Below are 14,439 nucleotides of genomic sequence, written 5' to 3' on the forward strand. Positions count from 1 at the left end.
ATTATTCTCGAACAACACGGCGTAAAAATTTTCGTTGACTCGAAAAGTATGTTTTATTTCGGTGGAACAATTCTTGATTTCTCCGATGGATTAAGCGGAAAAGGATTTGTCTTCAACAATCCGAAAGCAACCAAAACGTGTGGTTGCGTGAATTCGTTTTCAGCATCGTAAAAATTTTATGAGTAGAAACCAAGTTTATACATTGATATCTTCCGACCCGGAAATAATGCACGGAAAACCTTGTGTAAAAGGTACACGTATTCCCGTTGCGTTGGTTGTTTCAATGCTTGCTGACGGAATGAGTGAAGAAGAAATTTTGAAAGATTATCCTTCGCTGAAACGCCGCTCTATAAAAGCCGCATTAAAATACGCTTCGATGATGTGCGAGTATGAAACTGCAAGAATATGAAAGTGAAATTTTTGCTTGATGAAAATTTACCTTTTGAACTCATTCAGTTATTTGAAAAAGAACATTACGTTGTAGAACACATAAAGAAAATCGGAAAGACTGGTTTGAAAAATGGAGCAGTGTATTCGTATGCAGCGAAAAACAAAATGTGGATTATTACTCGCGATACTGATTTTCAAAGTATAGTAAAATTCAATTTGTATAGTGTAAGTGGGGTTATTGTTTTCCGATTGAGTGATACAACAACGGCAAGTTTGCTTTTATCAACGAGAAAAATTCTGAAACGATTCAAAAATAAATTTCACATCAAGCGTTTAATTGTAGTTTTTGATAACACACTTCAAATTTATCCGAAATAATTTTTACCAATGTTTTTCAATCGAAAGAAAAATAACGACGAACAAGCGCAAGAAGTTTTAGAATCTCCTCAAGAAAATATAATTCAAAATGAGGTCGATGACTCGACTCGTCGAGAAGAAGTAAAACCGATTGACGTTACGAATGGCTCGTTGCAAACAGTTGATACAAGTTTACTGTGGGATGCATTGCGCGAATGTTACGACCCGGAAATTCCCGTCAATATTGTGGATTTGGGATTAGTGTATGAATTGAAAGTGCAAGAGAATTTTGCATACGTGAAAATGACGCTCACTGCTCCGGGTTGCGGAATGGGACCAATGATTGCAAGCGACGTGCGAAGAAAAGTGTTGCAAGTTCCCGGTGTGCGCGATGCAAAAATTGATTTAGTATTCAATCCTCCGTGGACAACGTCAATGATGTCGGAACAAGCGAAATTGATTTTGAATATTCCGTAGACAGTTAAAAGTTAAAATGGACAGAAGAAAATTTCTATCATCTGTTCTTACTGCGGGAACAGTTGCCGCTACAGAAAGTTTTTTACCAACTAATATTTTTCACAACAAGATAAAGAAAAGAAAACTATGGCTTTCACATTACCTCAACTACCATATGCGTACGATGCGCTTGAACCTTACATCGATACGCAAACGATGCAAATCCATCACGGAAAACATCATCAGGCGTATGTGGACAACTTGAACAAAGCAGTTGCAGGAACAGAATGGGAATCGAAATCTCTCGAAGAAATTCTTGCGAACATTTCTAAACTCGCGCCGGCAGTTCGCAACAACGGCGGCGGACATTACAATCACTCGCTGTTTTGGCAAGTGATGAAACAAAACGGTCAACGACTCGACTCTTCGAGCGGCGGAATGCCCAGCGGCGAACTCGCAAATGCCATCACGCGCGATTTTACTTCGTTCGATAAATTTAAAGAAGCATTTGGCAATGCGGGAATGACGCGCTTTGGTTCCGGTTGGTCGTGGCTCATTAAACAAGACGGAAAACTTGTTGTGTGTTCAACGCCGAATCAAGACAATCCGATGATGGACATTGCTGAAGTAAAAGGCGTGCCGATTCTCGGAATGGATGTGTGGGAACATGCATATTATTTGAAATACCAAAATCGCCGCGCAGATTATATTGCCGCATTTTGGAACGTTGTCAACTGGGATGAAATTGCGAAGAGATTTGCAGCAAAGTAACTTTTGTGAAGAAAACTTCAAACAAAAAAACGACAAAGAAATTCACTAAACGAATTCCTCTTGCGCAAAAACCTCCGAAAGTTGAAGTGCCGGAAAAAGCATACAGCCGAAGAAAAGCAAAAAAGGAATTGAGAAATTTACTCAACAACAATCAAGAAACCAATGAATAAAAAAACACAAAATGCATGGAAGAAACATCGCAAGAAAGCAGCGAAAATGAAAGCAAAGCGAAAAGCGATGAAAGCGAATGCGAAAACTCCACAAGCATAAACGTAAAGAACCAAGTTTCACAGTGAAACTTGGTTTCTTTATTTTTATCCGCAATTTATGAATGAAATGTTGAACAAAATTCCTTTCTACACAATTGGAAAAAACGTTTTTGATTTTTCCAGAACATATTTGATGGGAATTTTGAACGTTACTCCCGATTCGTTTTCGGATGGAGGAAAATATTTTTCTATTGAAAGTGCAATAAAGCGTGGAATAGAAATGGTAGAAAATGGCGCAGATATAATTGATATTGGCGGAGAATCAACGCGACCAAATTCTGAATCAATTTCTGTCGGGGAAGAATTACGAAGAACAATTCCCGTGATTGAACAACTTGCAAAACGAATTGACGTTCCGATTTCGATTGATACAACGAAATCAAAAGTTGCAGAAGAATCATTGAATGTTGGAGCAACGATGGTGAATGATATTTCCGGTTTGATGTTTGATGAGGAAATGATTTCTGTTGTTGCGAAAGCGAAAGCAAGTTTAGTCGTTATGCACATTCAAGGCAATCCGAAAACGATGCAACAAAATCCACGATATGAAAATGTTGTTGAAGAAGTAAAACAATTTTTGTTGAACGCAATTTTAAAAGCAACAGCAAATGGTGTTTCACAAATTTTTATTGACCCGGGAATTGGATTTGGAAAAGCGTTGGAACATAATCTTTCACTCTTAAACCATTTGCAAGAATTTACATCGCTCGGTTATCCAATTCTCGTTGGAACATCACGAAAATCATTTATCGGAAAATTGACAAACGAATTGCAAGCGGATAAACGATTGGAAGGAACTGCGGCATCAGTTGCACTTTCCATTTTGAATGGGGCAAATGTGGTTCGCGTTCATGATGTAAAGGAAATGAAGAAAGTGGTTTTAGTTACTGATGCAATTGTAAGAGCAAAGTAGATGAACAAATTTGAAAATGAAAAGAACGAAATGCTCGCGCTCTTTCGTTCTCGAGGAATAAAAGACGAGAATGTTCTTGCTGTAATGAAAAAAGTCGAGCGGCATTTGTTTGTTGATGAACCTTTCACGCGTCGTGCGTATGAAGATTGCGCATTGCCGATTTCAAATTCGCAAACAATTTCTCAGCCGTACACTGTTGCAATAATGACAGAATTGTTGCAAGTAAAAAAAACCGACAAGATTTTAGAAATAGGAACTGGTTCCGGTTATCAAGCGGCGGTACTTGCAGAACTTGGTGCTCGAGTATTTTCCATTGAGCGATTTTCCGATTTGCTTACAAAAGCACGTTCGCTTTTTTCAAAACTGGGTTACAACATTGCTACAAAAACTGGCGACGGAACAATTGGATGGAGTGAGTTTGCACCGTTCGATGGAATAATTGTAACTGCTGCTGCGCCGGAAATTCCCGAACCACTTTTGAAACAACTTGCAGAAGGAGGAAGGTTAGTCATTCCTACGGGAAATTTAGAATCGCAAAATATTATAGTTGTTACAAAAAGGGGAGATGAATTTGAAAGGAAAGTGATTGAAGGATTTAAGTTTGTTCCGCTTGTGGGAAAATTAGGATGGAAGTGAATTGCGATATGCGATGTGAGATTTGAGATATGAGTAAAACTACAAAAGCACGTCCCAAATCCCATATCTTAATTCAGGAAAAAAAAGTTCTTGTTCTCGTAGGACCAACCGCCTCTGGAAAAACACTGATGAGTGAAAAGATTGCAGACTTTCTTCCGATAGAAATTATTTCTGCAGACTCTCGGCAAATCTATAAACATCTAGATATCGGAACAGCAAAACCGCCGAAGGAGTTACTTCAAAAAATCAAACATCATTTTGTTGATGAATTGGAACCGAACGAAGGTTTCAACGCGGCAGAATTTTCAAAACGTGGTCGAAAAATTATTGAAGAAATATTTTCTCGAAAGAAAATTCCACTTGTACTTTGCGGAACTGGATTATATTTGCGCGCATTGCTAGATGGAATTTTCGAAGGACCATCAGCCGATTATGAAATTCGTGAGAAATTTTTTAAGCGTTATCAAAACGAAGGAGGCGAAAAACTACTCAATGAATTACGCGCGATTGATGCTGATGCGGCAAAAAAAATGCTTCCGACAAACAAACTTCGCATTGTTCGAGCGTTAGAAGTTTTTGAACTGACGGGAAAACCGATTTCACAACTTCAACAAGAAGAAACGAGCGCAGGAAATTTCCTTCCAATTATATTTGGATTAGAGTGGAATAGAAAAATTTTATACGACAGCATAAACAAGCGAGTGGAAGAAATGTTATCAAATGATTTTCTCGATGAAGTAGAAAAAATACAAGCGATGGGATTTTCTTCCAAACTCAATTCACTTCAAACAGTTGGTTATAAAGAAGCAGGTGCGTATTTGCGTAATGAAATTTCTTTCGAACGAATGAAAGAATTGGTGAAGCAAAATACTCGCCGCTATGCAAAAAGGCAACTGACGTGGTTTCGCAGTGATTCGAGAATTCAATGGATTTATCCAAGAACGACAGAAGATTTATCGGCATTGGCGAAAACTATTGTAGAACAATTCATTCGGCATTGACGTATTTCTTTGATGATTTCTTTTTTTTGTTTGCTGTGCATTTTTGTATTTTTTTCGCCAAAATTTTAAGAGAAAATTTAATCTGATGAAAGCAGTAGTAATGGCAGGGGGATTTGGAACGCGATTACGTCCCTTGACCTATTCACTTCCAAAACCGATGGTGCCGATGATGAACAAACCAATGATGCAACATATCATTGAATTGTTGCGAGCGCACGGAATTACCGATATTGTTGCTACGCTGTTTTATCAACCGGAAATAATCGCAAACTATTTTGGAGACGGTTCGCAGCATCAGGTAACAATGAAATTCATTTGCGCGGAAGAAGATTACGGAACCGCTGGGAGCGTTCGTAATGCAGCAGGATATTTGAACGATCGGTTTATCGTGATTAGCGGCGACGTACTTACCGATTTTAATCTTTCAAAAGCGATTCAATTTCATCAAGAAAACAAATCTCACGTTACGTTGTTGCTAACACGTAAGTCAAACCCGCTTCAATATGGTGTTGTAATTACAGATACAAACGGAAACATCGTTCGTTTTTTGGAAAAACCATCGTGGAGTGAAGTTTTTTCCGACACAATTAATACCGGAATTTATATCATTGAACCGGAAGTATTGCAGTTGATTCCCTATCACGAAGAGTTTGATTTCAGTAATAATTTATTTCCGTTGATGATGGAAAAAAAAATGCGATTGATGGGATATGTTGCCGAGGGATATTGGCGGGACGTCGGAACGCTTACGGAGTATCAAGAAGCGCATTACGATTGTCTTTCCCAGCGAGTGAATGTTGAACTGAGTGGTACGAAACAACAGCGGCATTTTATCGGGAAAGAAACCCAGGTGAAGACTTCATTCGATAATTTTTCCGGAACAGTTGTTCTTGGAAATAACTGTGTCATCGGAGAAGACGTGCGATTGAGCAATACCGTTATTGGAAACAACTGTACAATAGAAGCAGGAACGGTGATAAGCAATTCGGTATTATGGGATAATGTTACTATCGGAAGAAAATGTGAATTGTCTTCAGACGTTGTAGCAAGTCGTACAAAAATCGAGATGCAAAGTTTCATCGGCGATTCGGTTTTTATTGCTGAAGATTGTTTTTTAGGAAAACAAACACAGCTTTCATCGAATATAAAATTATGGCCCAAGAAAATTGTTGAAGACGGAGCCAAACTTTCTCATTCGCTTGTTTGGGAAGAAAAGTGGCTTCGGGATTTATTTACAGAATCGCGCATATCCGGAATTTCAAATGTTGAAATGAATCCGGAATTTGGGGCAAAACTTGGAGCGGCATTTGGCGCATCGTTGGGGATTGGCAGTAGTGTGGTAACAAGTTATGATGCAGATAATGTTTCAAGAATGATGAGTCGCTCACTGATTTGCGGTCTCTTATCTGCAGGATGTCACGTCAATGATTTGCGCGCAATGCCGATTCCGCTTGTGCGGCATGAACTTGCAACAGGTACGCAAAAAGCAGGTTTTCACGTTAGAAAATCGCCGCGTGATTTCAGGCAAACAGATATTATTTTTTTTGAACAAGGAGGAAAAGATTTATCAACGAAGAAAACAAAAAAAATTGAGCGAAATTTTTTCGGTGAAGATTTCCTTCGGGCAAGCGCTGATGAAGTAGGCACAATCAATTTTCCGGAACGAACGACGGAATCGTACCGTGCGCAATTTCTCAGTTCAATTGATGAAGAGTTTATTCAAAAGGAAAAAATGAAGATAGTCATTGATTATGCAAATGGCGTCGCATCATCGATTTTTCCTAATATTCTTGGCGCATTACAATGCGAGGTTGTAGCGCTGAATGCGTATCTTGATTCACAAAAATTTACACGTTCGTCCAAAGAGTTTCAGGATTCAGTAGATAATGTTGCAAATATTGTTACGTCATTGCATTACGATATCGGGTGCATTATTGATGCGGGAGCAGAAAAGATTTCGATAATTGATGAACTGGGGAATTATATATCGCCCGAACGCTTACTGACGTTGGTTACAAAATTATTTCTTCAAGTATATCCGAACACAACGTACATTGCTGTTCCTGTTGCATCATCAGCGGAAATAGATTTGGTTGCATTAGAATATGGCACGCGAGTAAAAAAGACACGAAACACACATCTTGCTATGATGGAAAGCGCGTGCGAACAGAATGTTGCATTTGTCGGAGGAACGCGAGGAGGATTTATTTTCACAGATTATTTTTTTGCGGTTGATGGAATGTTTTCATTTGCAAAAATATTAGAACTTCTTGCTAAAACGCACCAGCGATTAGGAGAGGTAGATAGCAACACCGTAAAGTTATATCAATCATATCGTTCGCTTGATTGTTCGTTGGATTACAAAGGTAAGTTATTGCGGTATCTTATGCAGGAAACAGAACATTGCCAACGCGAACTTATTGATGGTGTGAGGATTTTGTTCTCACAAAACAATACGCCTGGAAAGAATATTGTTATTCTTCCGGATAAAGAAGAATCGGTTTTTCATTTATACAGCGAAGCAGAAACACAGCACGAAGCCAATCAGTTGGTAGAAGAATATCAAAAGAAAATGCTTCGGTGGAGAACAATGTAGTTTAAAAATAAAACAATGGTATGAAAATTTCAGATGTTATAAACGAACACTTAGTTCAAACGAATTTTCCAGGGAAAACGAAGGATGAAATACTCGAAGGAATGATTGCGTTAGTTGCGAAATCGCCTAACGTAATGAATCGAGAAAAAGTACGGAATGCGATATTTGAGCGTGAAAAAATTATGTCCACCGGCGTTGGTAATTCGTTTGCCATTCCCCACGGAAAAACTGATGGCGTTTCAGATATTGCCGGCGCATTTGCCGTTACGGAACATCCTATAGATTATCAAGCGCTCGATTCGCAACCGGTGCAACTTGTTTTTCTTCTGTTGGGAAAAGAAGAAATGGTTGGACAACATATTAAATTACTCAGTCGTATTTCTCGTTTGATGAATCAAGAAGAATTTCGAGAACGATTATTGCGTGCAAAAACACCGAAAGAAATTCTTGACATTTTTAAGGAAGGCGAAGAACATTATCTCGATGGAAAGTAAATTCTGTTATGGCAAAAAAAAAAGAAGCAAAACTTCCAGAGTATCGAGTCTATTTTACCAGTGTTCGCGATGAAACTTCGCAAACGAATAAAACGCTTTTGACTGTTGAAACTACTCGTGTATTCCGAAGTTTCCAGTATGCGCTTACTGTGCGTGAACAAATTCTGGGAAATGCATTCCGTTTATTTATTGATGGCATTTCTGTAAAGCCACTAACTATTCCAAAAATCGGTTCTGCCGTTGTAGAACGCGAACTTCCCGCACTCAAAGGTGTGTGGGATTTTTATATTACGAATTTCCGCAAAGAGACATCGCATTTCCGTTTAAAATTTTCTAAAAAAGGTATTGAAATACTTCTACCTCCTACTAAGCGATTTCTCGAACTCGCTTTTGAATGAATCGGGTTACGCAAGCGATTGTTGTAACTTCTCTTCTTTGAATATCTAACATTATGTGTCCTAAACTTTTTGAATTTGGTCCGTTCACTCTTTATAGTTACGGCTTGATGGTTGCCATCGGTTTTTTTGTTGCAAATTATTTTTTTGTGAAAGAGTTACAACGAAAACTAATGAATGTTGCATTAGCCAATACGGTTACGATTCTTGCAATCGTGTTCGGTATTATTGGTGCAAAATTGTTATATGTTGTCGAAAACTTGGAATACACAAGTCTTGCACCTCTCGAAATGATTTTTTCTCCGTCGGGACTTACGTATTATGGAGGATTTTTCCTTGCAACAATTGCAATTTTCGTGTATGCAAGAAAGAAAAATTATTTCTTCCTTCAAATTGCAGATGCAATATCTCCTTCGTTGATACTTGGCTACGGAATTGCGCGTCTCGGCTGCCATTTTTCCGGTGATGGAGATTACGGTTTTCCCACAACACTACCGTGGGGAACCGATTATTCGAATGGTACATATCCTCCATCGTATGCGTTTAAAGATTTTCCAGAAGTTACACGTTTATTTTCCGATGGAGTTGTTCCCGATACTACGCTGTGTCATCCAACTCCGGTGTATGAATTGTTCGTATGTACGTTTCTTTTTTATGTGTTATGGAAAATGCGTAGCAAAGTTCCAGATACAGGGTTGCTGTTTTCGTACTATCTCATTTTTGCCGGTATTGAACGCTTTGCGATTGAGTTTCTACGCCTCAATAAACGCGTTGCGTTCGGATTGTCGGAAGCACAACTCATTTCGTTGTTCCTTATTGCTTTGGGGATTTACGTGAATTATGCTGTAAAAAAGAAAAATGCATTTTATCAACTCATCCATTATTAGTTCACCGCGATGATTCGTGTTCTTCTCGTTTCAAAAGAGAATTGTTCGCTATGTGATGAAGCGAAAGTGTTGCTGAAGAACATTCAGAAGAACATTTCATTTGAATATGTTGAAACAATACTCAACGAAAGCCACCCAAAATTTTTTGAATATCAATTTGCAGTTCCGCTTGTTTTCATCGGAGATGAAGAAGTATGCAGATTCAAAGCGGACGAGAATATAATTAAGTATAAGTTGTTACAACTTGTAAAAAAATAAATGAGGTGAGTATCGTAGCCAAACTTCTTGAAGCATTAGGTATCGCCATTCTTGCCGTGGGATATTTTTCTTTTCTTGCGGGTGCAGAACTAACAATTCTGTATTATGATTTCTTCATCGGCATCGGAGTATTTTTTGTTGGTCGTTATTTAGAAAAACGTATAAAAAAAACATCCTCCGATATTCACTAAATGGAATGAAATAAACGATGCATAAACAACGAATCACGAACAAGGAATTTATTTTTGGACGCAATCCGATTATCGAAGCACTACGTACACATACGCCGCTAGAAAAAATATTTTTGCTTCACGGCACACACGGCAATGCCATCGAACAAATTCGATTCCTTGCAAAGCAGCGCGGTATTGTATGTACGGAAATTTCGCACCATCGTTTGAAAGAACTTTCCGAGGGAGAAGAAACACAAGGTGTGATTGCATTGCGTTCTGCTAAACAATACATCGAAGTGGAAGACATTCTGAATATTGCAACAGAAAAAGGAGAGCAGCCATTCGTTCTTATCCTCGATGAAATCGAAGACCCTCACAACGTAGGTGCTATCATACGGACTGCGGAATGTTGTGGCGTTCATGGAATTATTGTTCCGAAACATAATTCTGCATCGCTGACTTCTACTGTTTCCAAATCTTCTGCCGGTGCGATTGAATACGTGAACATCGCAAAAGTAACGAACATTGTTTCAACAATTACAGAATTACAGGAACGTGGTATTTGGATTATCGGAACGGATGAAAAAGCGCCAAAAAAATTTTCCGATTACGATTTTTCTTCACCCGTTGCTATCGTTGTTGGTAACGAAGGCAAAGGAGTACGCAAATTGGTGAAAGAACATTGCGACGAATTGTTGCATATTCCGTTACAGGGAAAAATTTCATCTCTGAACGTTTCTGTTGCTGCGGGAATTATACTTTATGAAGTTGTTCGAAAAAGAAGAAACGCTCATCAGTAAAAGGAAAAAATTCCAAAGTTCAAATAAAATCCAAATACCAATACTTTAAAAAAAAAATTCGCGTTTTTCTTTTGGATTGTAGATTATAGAATTTCGTACAGAAAACGTTTCTTCTGCGAATGTGCTGAATGTTTGATGCTATTATATGTGCAAGCGTTGTGCCATAACTTTTTAGTCAATGCCTTAACGCTTTATTTTTGAAGCACAATCTTTTGAATTTGGATATTGGTTCCAGCAGTCAGATGTGTAAAATATATTCCGCTTTCGAGATGTCTGCCATCAAAAACATAAGTATGTACACCCTTGAAGACGAATTTGTTGTTAAGAAGTGTGGCAACTTCTTCTCCGAGAATATTAAATACTTTCAAAGTTACAACGGAATTTTGCGTAGCAATAAAGGAGAGTGTTGTTTGCGGATTGAACGGATTCGGATAATTTTGAAGTAATTGGAAAATATTTTCTACGATTTCGGTTTCGTTTACACCTACAATCGGAAAATGAAAGTTCCAAATTATACTAAAAGGTCCCCAGCCATCGTTATTTTTTGCTTTCACTCTCCAATAATAATTTTGATTTGTTAACTCAATAGTTTTAATAGTATCAGAAATAGTACTGTCTATTATCGAATTGGAAAATGCAGAGTCGGTTGAATATTCGAGCCAATACGAAGAAACCGATGGAGTACTTGCTCGCCACGTGAATGTAACAAGTGAATCAGTTACAAGTGAACGATTTGCAGGAGAAACAAGTAGCACTTGATTGGGCGTCGTAGGAGCAATCGTGCAAATATATGTACCTGTTTGTCTGTCGGAAATAATTGCTTTGCCGCTTTCAAATGCATAAATCCCCCATGCTCCATTATATCCTCCATCGGCACCCGGATAACTATCATAGGTTCCAACGGTTGTAATATTCGTTGGGTCGGAAATATCAGCAATAACAAGTCCTTGGGTGTACCACGATATATAAGCATACTTTCCCCGTATCATAACGTTATGAACAATTGCTGCAGGATTCGGAGTATATTCATCAGTCATTGAGTAAGCAGGAAGATTGGTAATATCCCATGCTTTTAATGTTTTTGCAGTTTGTCCTATTTCATCAGTGCTGAATAAATATCGTCCATCATCGGTCGTCCAAACATTATGAGTACCTGCGTTTGGATATTGAATAGTTGCAAAATGATTCGGATTCGCTTTATTATGTACGTCAACAATATAAATTCCTGTTCCATAAATTGCCGCCGCAAACAGTGTATCATTGCGAGCAAATGCATCGTGAATATATTCCGGTTGATATTCGCCAACGTATTGTGGATTGATAGGGTCAGCAAGCGAAAACATAATAACACCGGAGTTTCCCCAATTCTGACTTCCAAGCAAATACATTATTCCGTTTTCATCAATGAAAATTTCGTGTGAGCGTCTGATGTTATCTCCATTTCGATTGTAGTTAAATCGCTTCACAAGCATTGCTGTGTCCGGTAATTGCGAGAGGTCAATGATATGAACACCGGAATCTGCACCGGGGCTTGCATCAACAACGACATAAGCATAATGACTCCACGTTTTCGCTTCTCGCCATCCGCTCGAAGGTCCCGCAATGAAAGCGACTTCTTTTACCGAATCAGAATTTGTAACATCGATGATTGAAGTTCCATTGATGCATCCGATGATGCCATATTCCCGATTGTCAACCGGATTTGTCCATCCCCAGCAACCGCTGTAAAATGTGTTGTTGCCTCCGTGTCGTTTATCGAGGTGTGCAAATAATTCAACTCTTCCCGATGCTTGTGAGTAAAGGTTGTTTTGTGCTGCAATGAGTATTACTATAGTTAAGAGAAATGATTTCATAGAAAGTAATTAGTGCATTGATATAAAAAATTTGAATACAAAAACGGAAAAAAATACGTGTGTACAAACAGATTGCCCAAATATTTTTCCCTATATTTCCAAGCAAAATTTTCTAATCAATTTTATTTTTCGCTATGACAATTACATCTTTACTCTTGTTATTTGCAGTCTTTATTCGTTTTTCGTGTGGCGGACTTTCGGAAAAGGAACCACAATCTAAAACTGAAACAAGCGAAATTACCCAAACTCAAACATCTACTACAATGAACGCAACAAAATTTCCCGGAATTCCTACATCAATCGCTCCTGTTACTACCTCATCAGGTTTACAATATATTGATATAAATGAAGGAACGGGAGCAATGCCTATAAAGGGACAAACTATTACGGTACACTATTCCGGATATTTACTTGATGGAACTCGTTTCGATAGCAGTGTTGAGCGTAATGAACCATTTCAAACTGCAATTGGTGTCGGGCAAGTAATTAAAGGTTGGGATGAAGGAATGTTGAGTATGAAAGTGGGCGGAAAACGAAAACTCATTATTCCTTTTGACCTTGCGTACGGTGAACGAGGTTATCCCGGTGTTATTCCTCCAAAAGCAACGCTGGTGTTTGATGTGGAATTACTTTCTGTAAATTAATTTTAAGTTTCATTTTTGACTAACATAAACCCGTTTTCTCAAGTTGTTGGAACGGGTTTTTTATTTAATGAATAACGAGCAATATCGAATTAAGAATGAAAATAAAGTATCGGGTTTTTATTCTCAATTTCTAAATTCTAATTGAAAACCATGCAACATTTCGACGTGATCATAATCGGTTCCGGTCCTGCCGGCGAAAAAGCAGCAGCTCAAGCGGCATATATTGGTAAGAAAGTTCTTATCATTGAAAAAGAACCTGTTGTCGGCGGAGCAATGGTGAACACAGGGACATTGCCAAGTAAAACGTTACGCGAAACTTCACTGTTCTTTTCCGGGAAAAAACAGCGAGGAATGTACGGCGTTGAGTTTCATTTAGGAAAACAAATTACCGTGCAGGATTTGATGTTTCGCAAAAACTATATCATCAAAAAGGAAATTGAGAAGATAAATGAAAACCTTGCAAAGCATAAAGTTGTACAAGTACACGGCACTGCATTTTTCATTGATGAGCACACAATCGGAATTGAGGAAAGCGGAGAAAAATTTTCTGCTGGTTTTATTTTAATCGCGGTTGGCTCGTATCCATTTCGGCCGAAAACAATTCCGTTTGAGTATGAACAAGTCTACGACAGTGATGAAATTCTGCAAATGGTTGACATACCGAAATCAATGGTAATTATCGGCGCTGGTGTAATTGGCTGCGAATATGCGTGTATGTTTGCCGCGCTCGGTATTGAAGTTTCGCTCGTTGACCCGAAAGATGTTGTGCTTCCGTTTCTTGATGGTGAAATCTCAAAATTGCTTGTCGAAGAAATGAAAGAACTCGGTGTGAAATTTATTTTCAACGATTCGGTTGAGAAAGTAGAAATGAAGAACGGAGCGTGCGAAACGTATTTGAAAAGCGGAAACGTTTTAGTTACGGAAACACATTTATACGCCGCAGGTCGTTCGGGAAATATTGGAAAACTCAAGTTAGAAAATATCGGACTTGCAGCAAACAATCGCGGACAACTTGAAGTGAATGAAAATTATCAAACAAAGATTCCGCACATTTACGCTGCCGGCGATGTGATTGGTTTTCCTTCGCTCGCTTCGACATCGATGGAACAAGGCCGCGTTGCAATGTGTCACGCTTTCGATTTCAAATATAAAGACAGGATAGCGGCGTTGCTTCCGTACGGCATTTACACGATTCCCGAAGTTTCTATGGTGGGAATGACGGAGGATGAAGCGAAGAAAAAAAACATCGAGTATGAAGTAGGCAAATCACACTACGCTGATAATCCGCGCGGACAAATAATCGGGAACGAACGTGGATTGCTCAAACTCGTATTTGCAAAAGCGGATAAAAAACTTCTCGGTGTGCACGTTATTGGCGATAATGCTTCGGAGATTGTGCATATCGGAATGATGACGCTCTATTTCGGTGGAACGATTGATGCGTTTATCAGCAGCGTGTTCAACTATCCTACGCTTTCAGATATTTACAAATACGCAACGTACGATGGACTTGGAAATTTGAGTGGGAAGAAGATTAGGAAATGAA

General features: G+C 38.7%; 18 protein-coding genes. 17 read left to right on the forward strand and 1 reads right to left on the reverse strand.

What is annotated here, in order from left to right; translation table 11 throughout:
* The 15 genes from FJ218_08410 to rlmB all read left to right on the forward strand — a co-directional run.
* The coding region (locus tag FJ218_08410; protein ID MBM4166919.1) for an iron-sulfur cluster assembly accessory protein at positions 1-171 on the forward strand (171 nt) is incomplete at its 5' end.
* Between the two features lie 7 nt (positions 172-178).
* Positions 179-409 (forward strand): DUF433 domain-containing protein, encoded by a 231-nt coding sequence (locus FJ218_08415; protein ID MBM4166920.1) that lies wholly within the window; start codon positions 179-181, stop codon positions 407-409.
* Positions 406-768, forward strand: a complete 363-nt coding sequence (locus FJ218_08420) for a hypothetical protein (GenBank protein MBM4166921.1) — start codon at positions 406-408, stop codon at positions 766-768. The genes FJ218_08415 and FJ218_08420 overlap by 4 nt, the downstream gene beginning before the upstream one ends.
* Before the next feature lie 9 nt (positions 769-777).
* Entirely contained in the window at positions 778-1,224 is a 447-nt protein-coding gene (locus FJ218_08425; protein ID MBM4166922.1) for a DUF59 domain-containing protein, read from the forward strand.
* A 126-nt stretch (positions 1,225-1,350) separates the two neighbouring features.
* Positions 1,351-1,974 carry a superoxide dismutase gene (locus FJ218_08430; GenBank protein ID MBM4166923.1) on the forward strand — a complete coding sequence of 208 codons (624 nt, stop codon included), beginning with the start codon at positions 1,351-1,353 and terminating at the stop codon, positions 1,972-1,974.
* Between the two features lie 336 nt (positions 1,975-2,310).
* Positions 2,311-3,156 carry a dihydropteroate synthase gene (gene folP / locus FJ218_08435; GenBank protein MBM4166924.1) on the forward strand — a complete coding sequence of 282 codons (846 nt, stop codon included), beginning with the start codon at positions 2,311-2,313 and terminating at the stop codon, positions 3,154-3,156.
* Positions 3,157-3,792 (forward strand): protein-L-isoaspartate(D-aspartate) O-methyltransferase, encoded by a 636-nt coding sequence (locus FJ218_08440; GenBank protein MBM4166925.1) that lies wholly within the window; start codon positions 3,157-3,159, stop codon positions 3,790-3,792. It abuts the gene before it with no gap.
* Positions 3,793-3,821: 29 nt separating this feature from the next.
* Positions 3,822-4,793: a tRNA (adenosine(37)-N6)-dimethylallyltransferase MiaA gene (gene miaA / locus FJ218_08445; protein MBM4166926.1), complete on the forward strand. Its 972-nt coding sequence runs from the start codon at positions 3,822-3,824 to the stop codon at positions 4,791-4,793.
* Between the two features lie 85 nt (positions 4,794-4,878).
* Positions 4,879-7,389 carry a nucleotidyltransferase gene (locus FJ218_08450; GenBank protein ID MBM4166927.1) on the forward strand — a complete coding sequence of 837 codons (2,511 nt, stop codon included), beginning with the start codon at positions 4,879-4,881 and terminating at the stop codon, positions 7,387-7,389.
* Between the two features lie 20 nt (positions 7,390-7,409).
* Positions 7,410-7,883 carry a PTS sugar transporter subunit IIA gene (locus FJ218_08455; GenBank protein MBM4166928.1) on the forward strand — a complete coding sequence of 158 codons (474 nt, stop codon included), beginning with the start codon at positions 7,410-7,412 and terminating at the stop codon, positions 7,881-7,883.
* Between the two features lie 8 nt (positions 7,884-7,891).
* The gene (locus FJ218_08460) at positions 7,892-8,281 is read left to right on the forward strand and encodes a hypothetical protein (GenBank protein ID MBM4166929.1); all 390 of its coding nucleotides are present in this window, start codon (positions 7,892-7,894) and stop codon (positions 8,279-8,281) included.
* 53 nt (positions 8,282-8,334) lie between these two features.
* On the forward strand, positions 8,335-9,165 hold the full coding sequence (gene lgt / locus FJ218_08465) for a prolipoprotein diacylglyceryl transferase (protein ID MBM4166930.1): 831 nt from the start codon (positions 8,335-8,337) through the stop codon (positions 9,163-9,165).
* Between the two features lie 9 nt (positions 9,166-9,174).
* Positions 9,175-9,423 carry a hypothetical protein gene (locus FJ218_08470; GenBank protein MBM4166931.1) on the forward strand — a complete coding sequence of 83 codons (249 nt, stop codon included), beginning with the start codon at positions 9,175-9,177 and terminating at the stop codon, positions 9,421-9,423.
* Between the two features lie 5 nt (positions 9,424-9,428).
* The gene (locus tag FJ218_08475; protein ID MBM4166932.1) at positions 9,429-9,614 is read left to right on the forward strand and encodes a hypothetical protein; all 186 of its coding nucleotides are present in this window, start codon (positions 9,429-9,431) and stop codon (positions 9,612-9,614) included.
* Positions 9,615-9,631: 17 nt separating this feature from the next.
* Positions 9,632-10,396, forward strand: a complete 765-nt coding sequence (gene rlmB, locus FJ218_08480) for a 23S rRNA (guanosine(2251)-2'-O)-methyltransferase RlmB (GenBank protein MBM4166933.1) — start codon at positions 9,632-9,634, stop codon at positions 10,394-10,396.
* Positions 10,397-10,587: 191 nt separating this feature from the next.
* Here the strand turns inward: rlmB and FJ218_08485 are convergent, their stop codons facing one another.
* A complete protein-coding gene (locus FJ218_08485; GenBank protein ID MBM4166934.1) occupies positions 10,588-12,249 on the reverse strand; it encodes a choice-of-anchor B family protein in 1,662 nt (553 codons plus the stop codon).
* Positions 12,250-12,383: 134 nt separating this feature from the next.
* On the opposite strand from FJ218_08485, the gene FJ218_08490 reads away from it, so the two are divergent.
* Positions 12,384-12,893, forward strand: a complete 510-nt coding sequence (locus tag FJ218_08490; protein MBM4166935.1) for an FKBP-type peptidyl-prolyl cis-trans isomerase — start codon at positions 12,384-12,386, stop codon at positions 12,891-12,893.
* Positions 12,894-13,043: 150 nt separating this feature from the next.
* The gene (locus FJ218_08495) at positions 13,044-14,438 is read left to right on the forward strand and encodes a Si-specific NAD(P)(+) transhydrogenase (protein MBM4166936.1); all 1,395 of its coding nucleotides are present in this window, start codon (positions 13,044-13,046) and stop codon (positions 14,436-14,438) included.
* Position 14,439: the final 1 nt, after the last annotated feature.

The organism is Ignavibacteria bacterium (assembly GCA_016873775.1).
Classification (GTDB): Bacteria; Bacteroidota; Ignavibacteria; order UBA10030; family F1-140-MAGs086; genus JAGXRH01.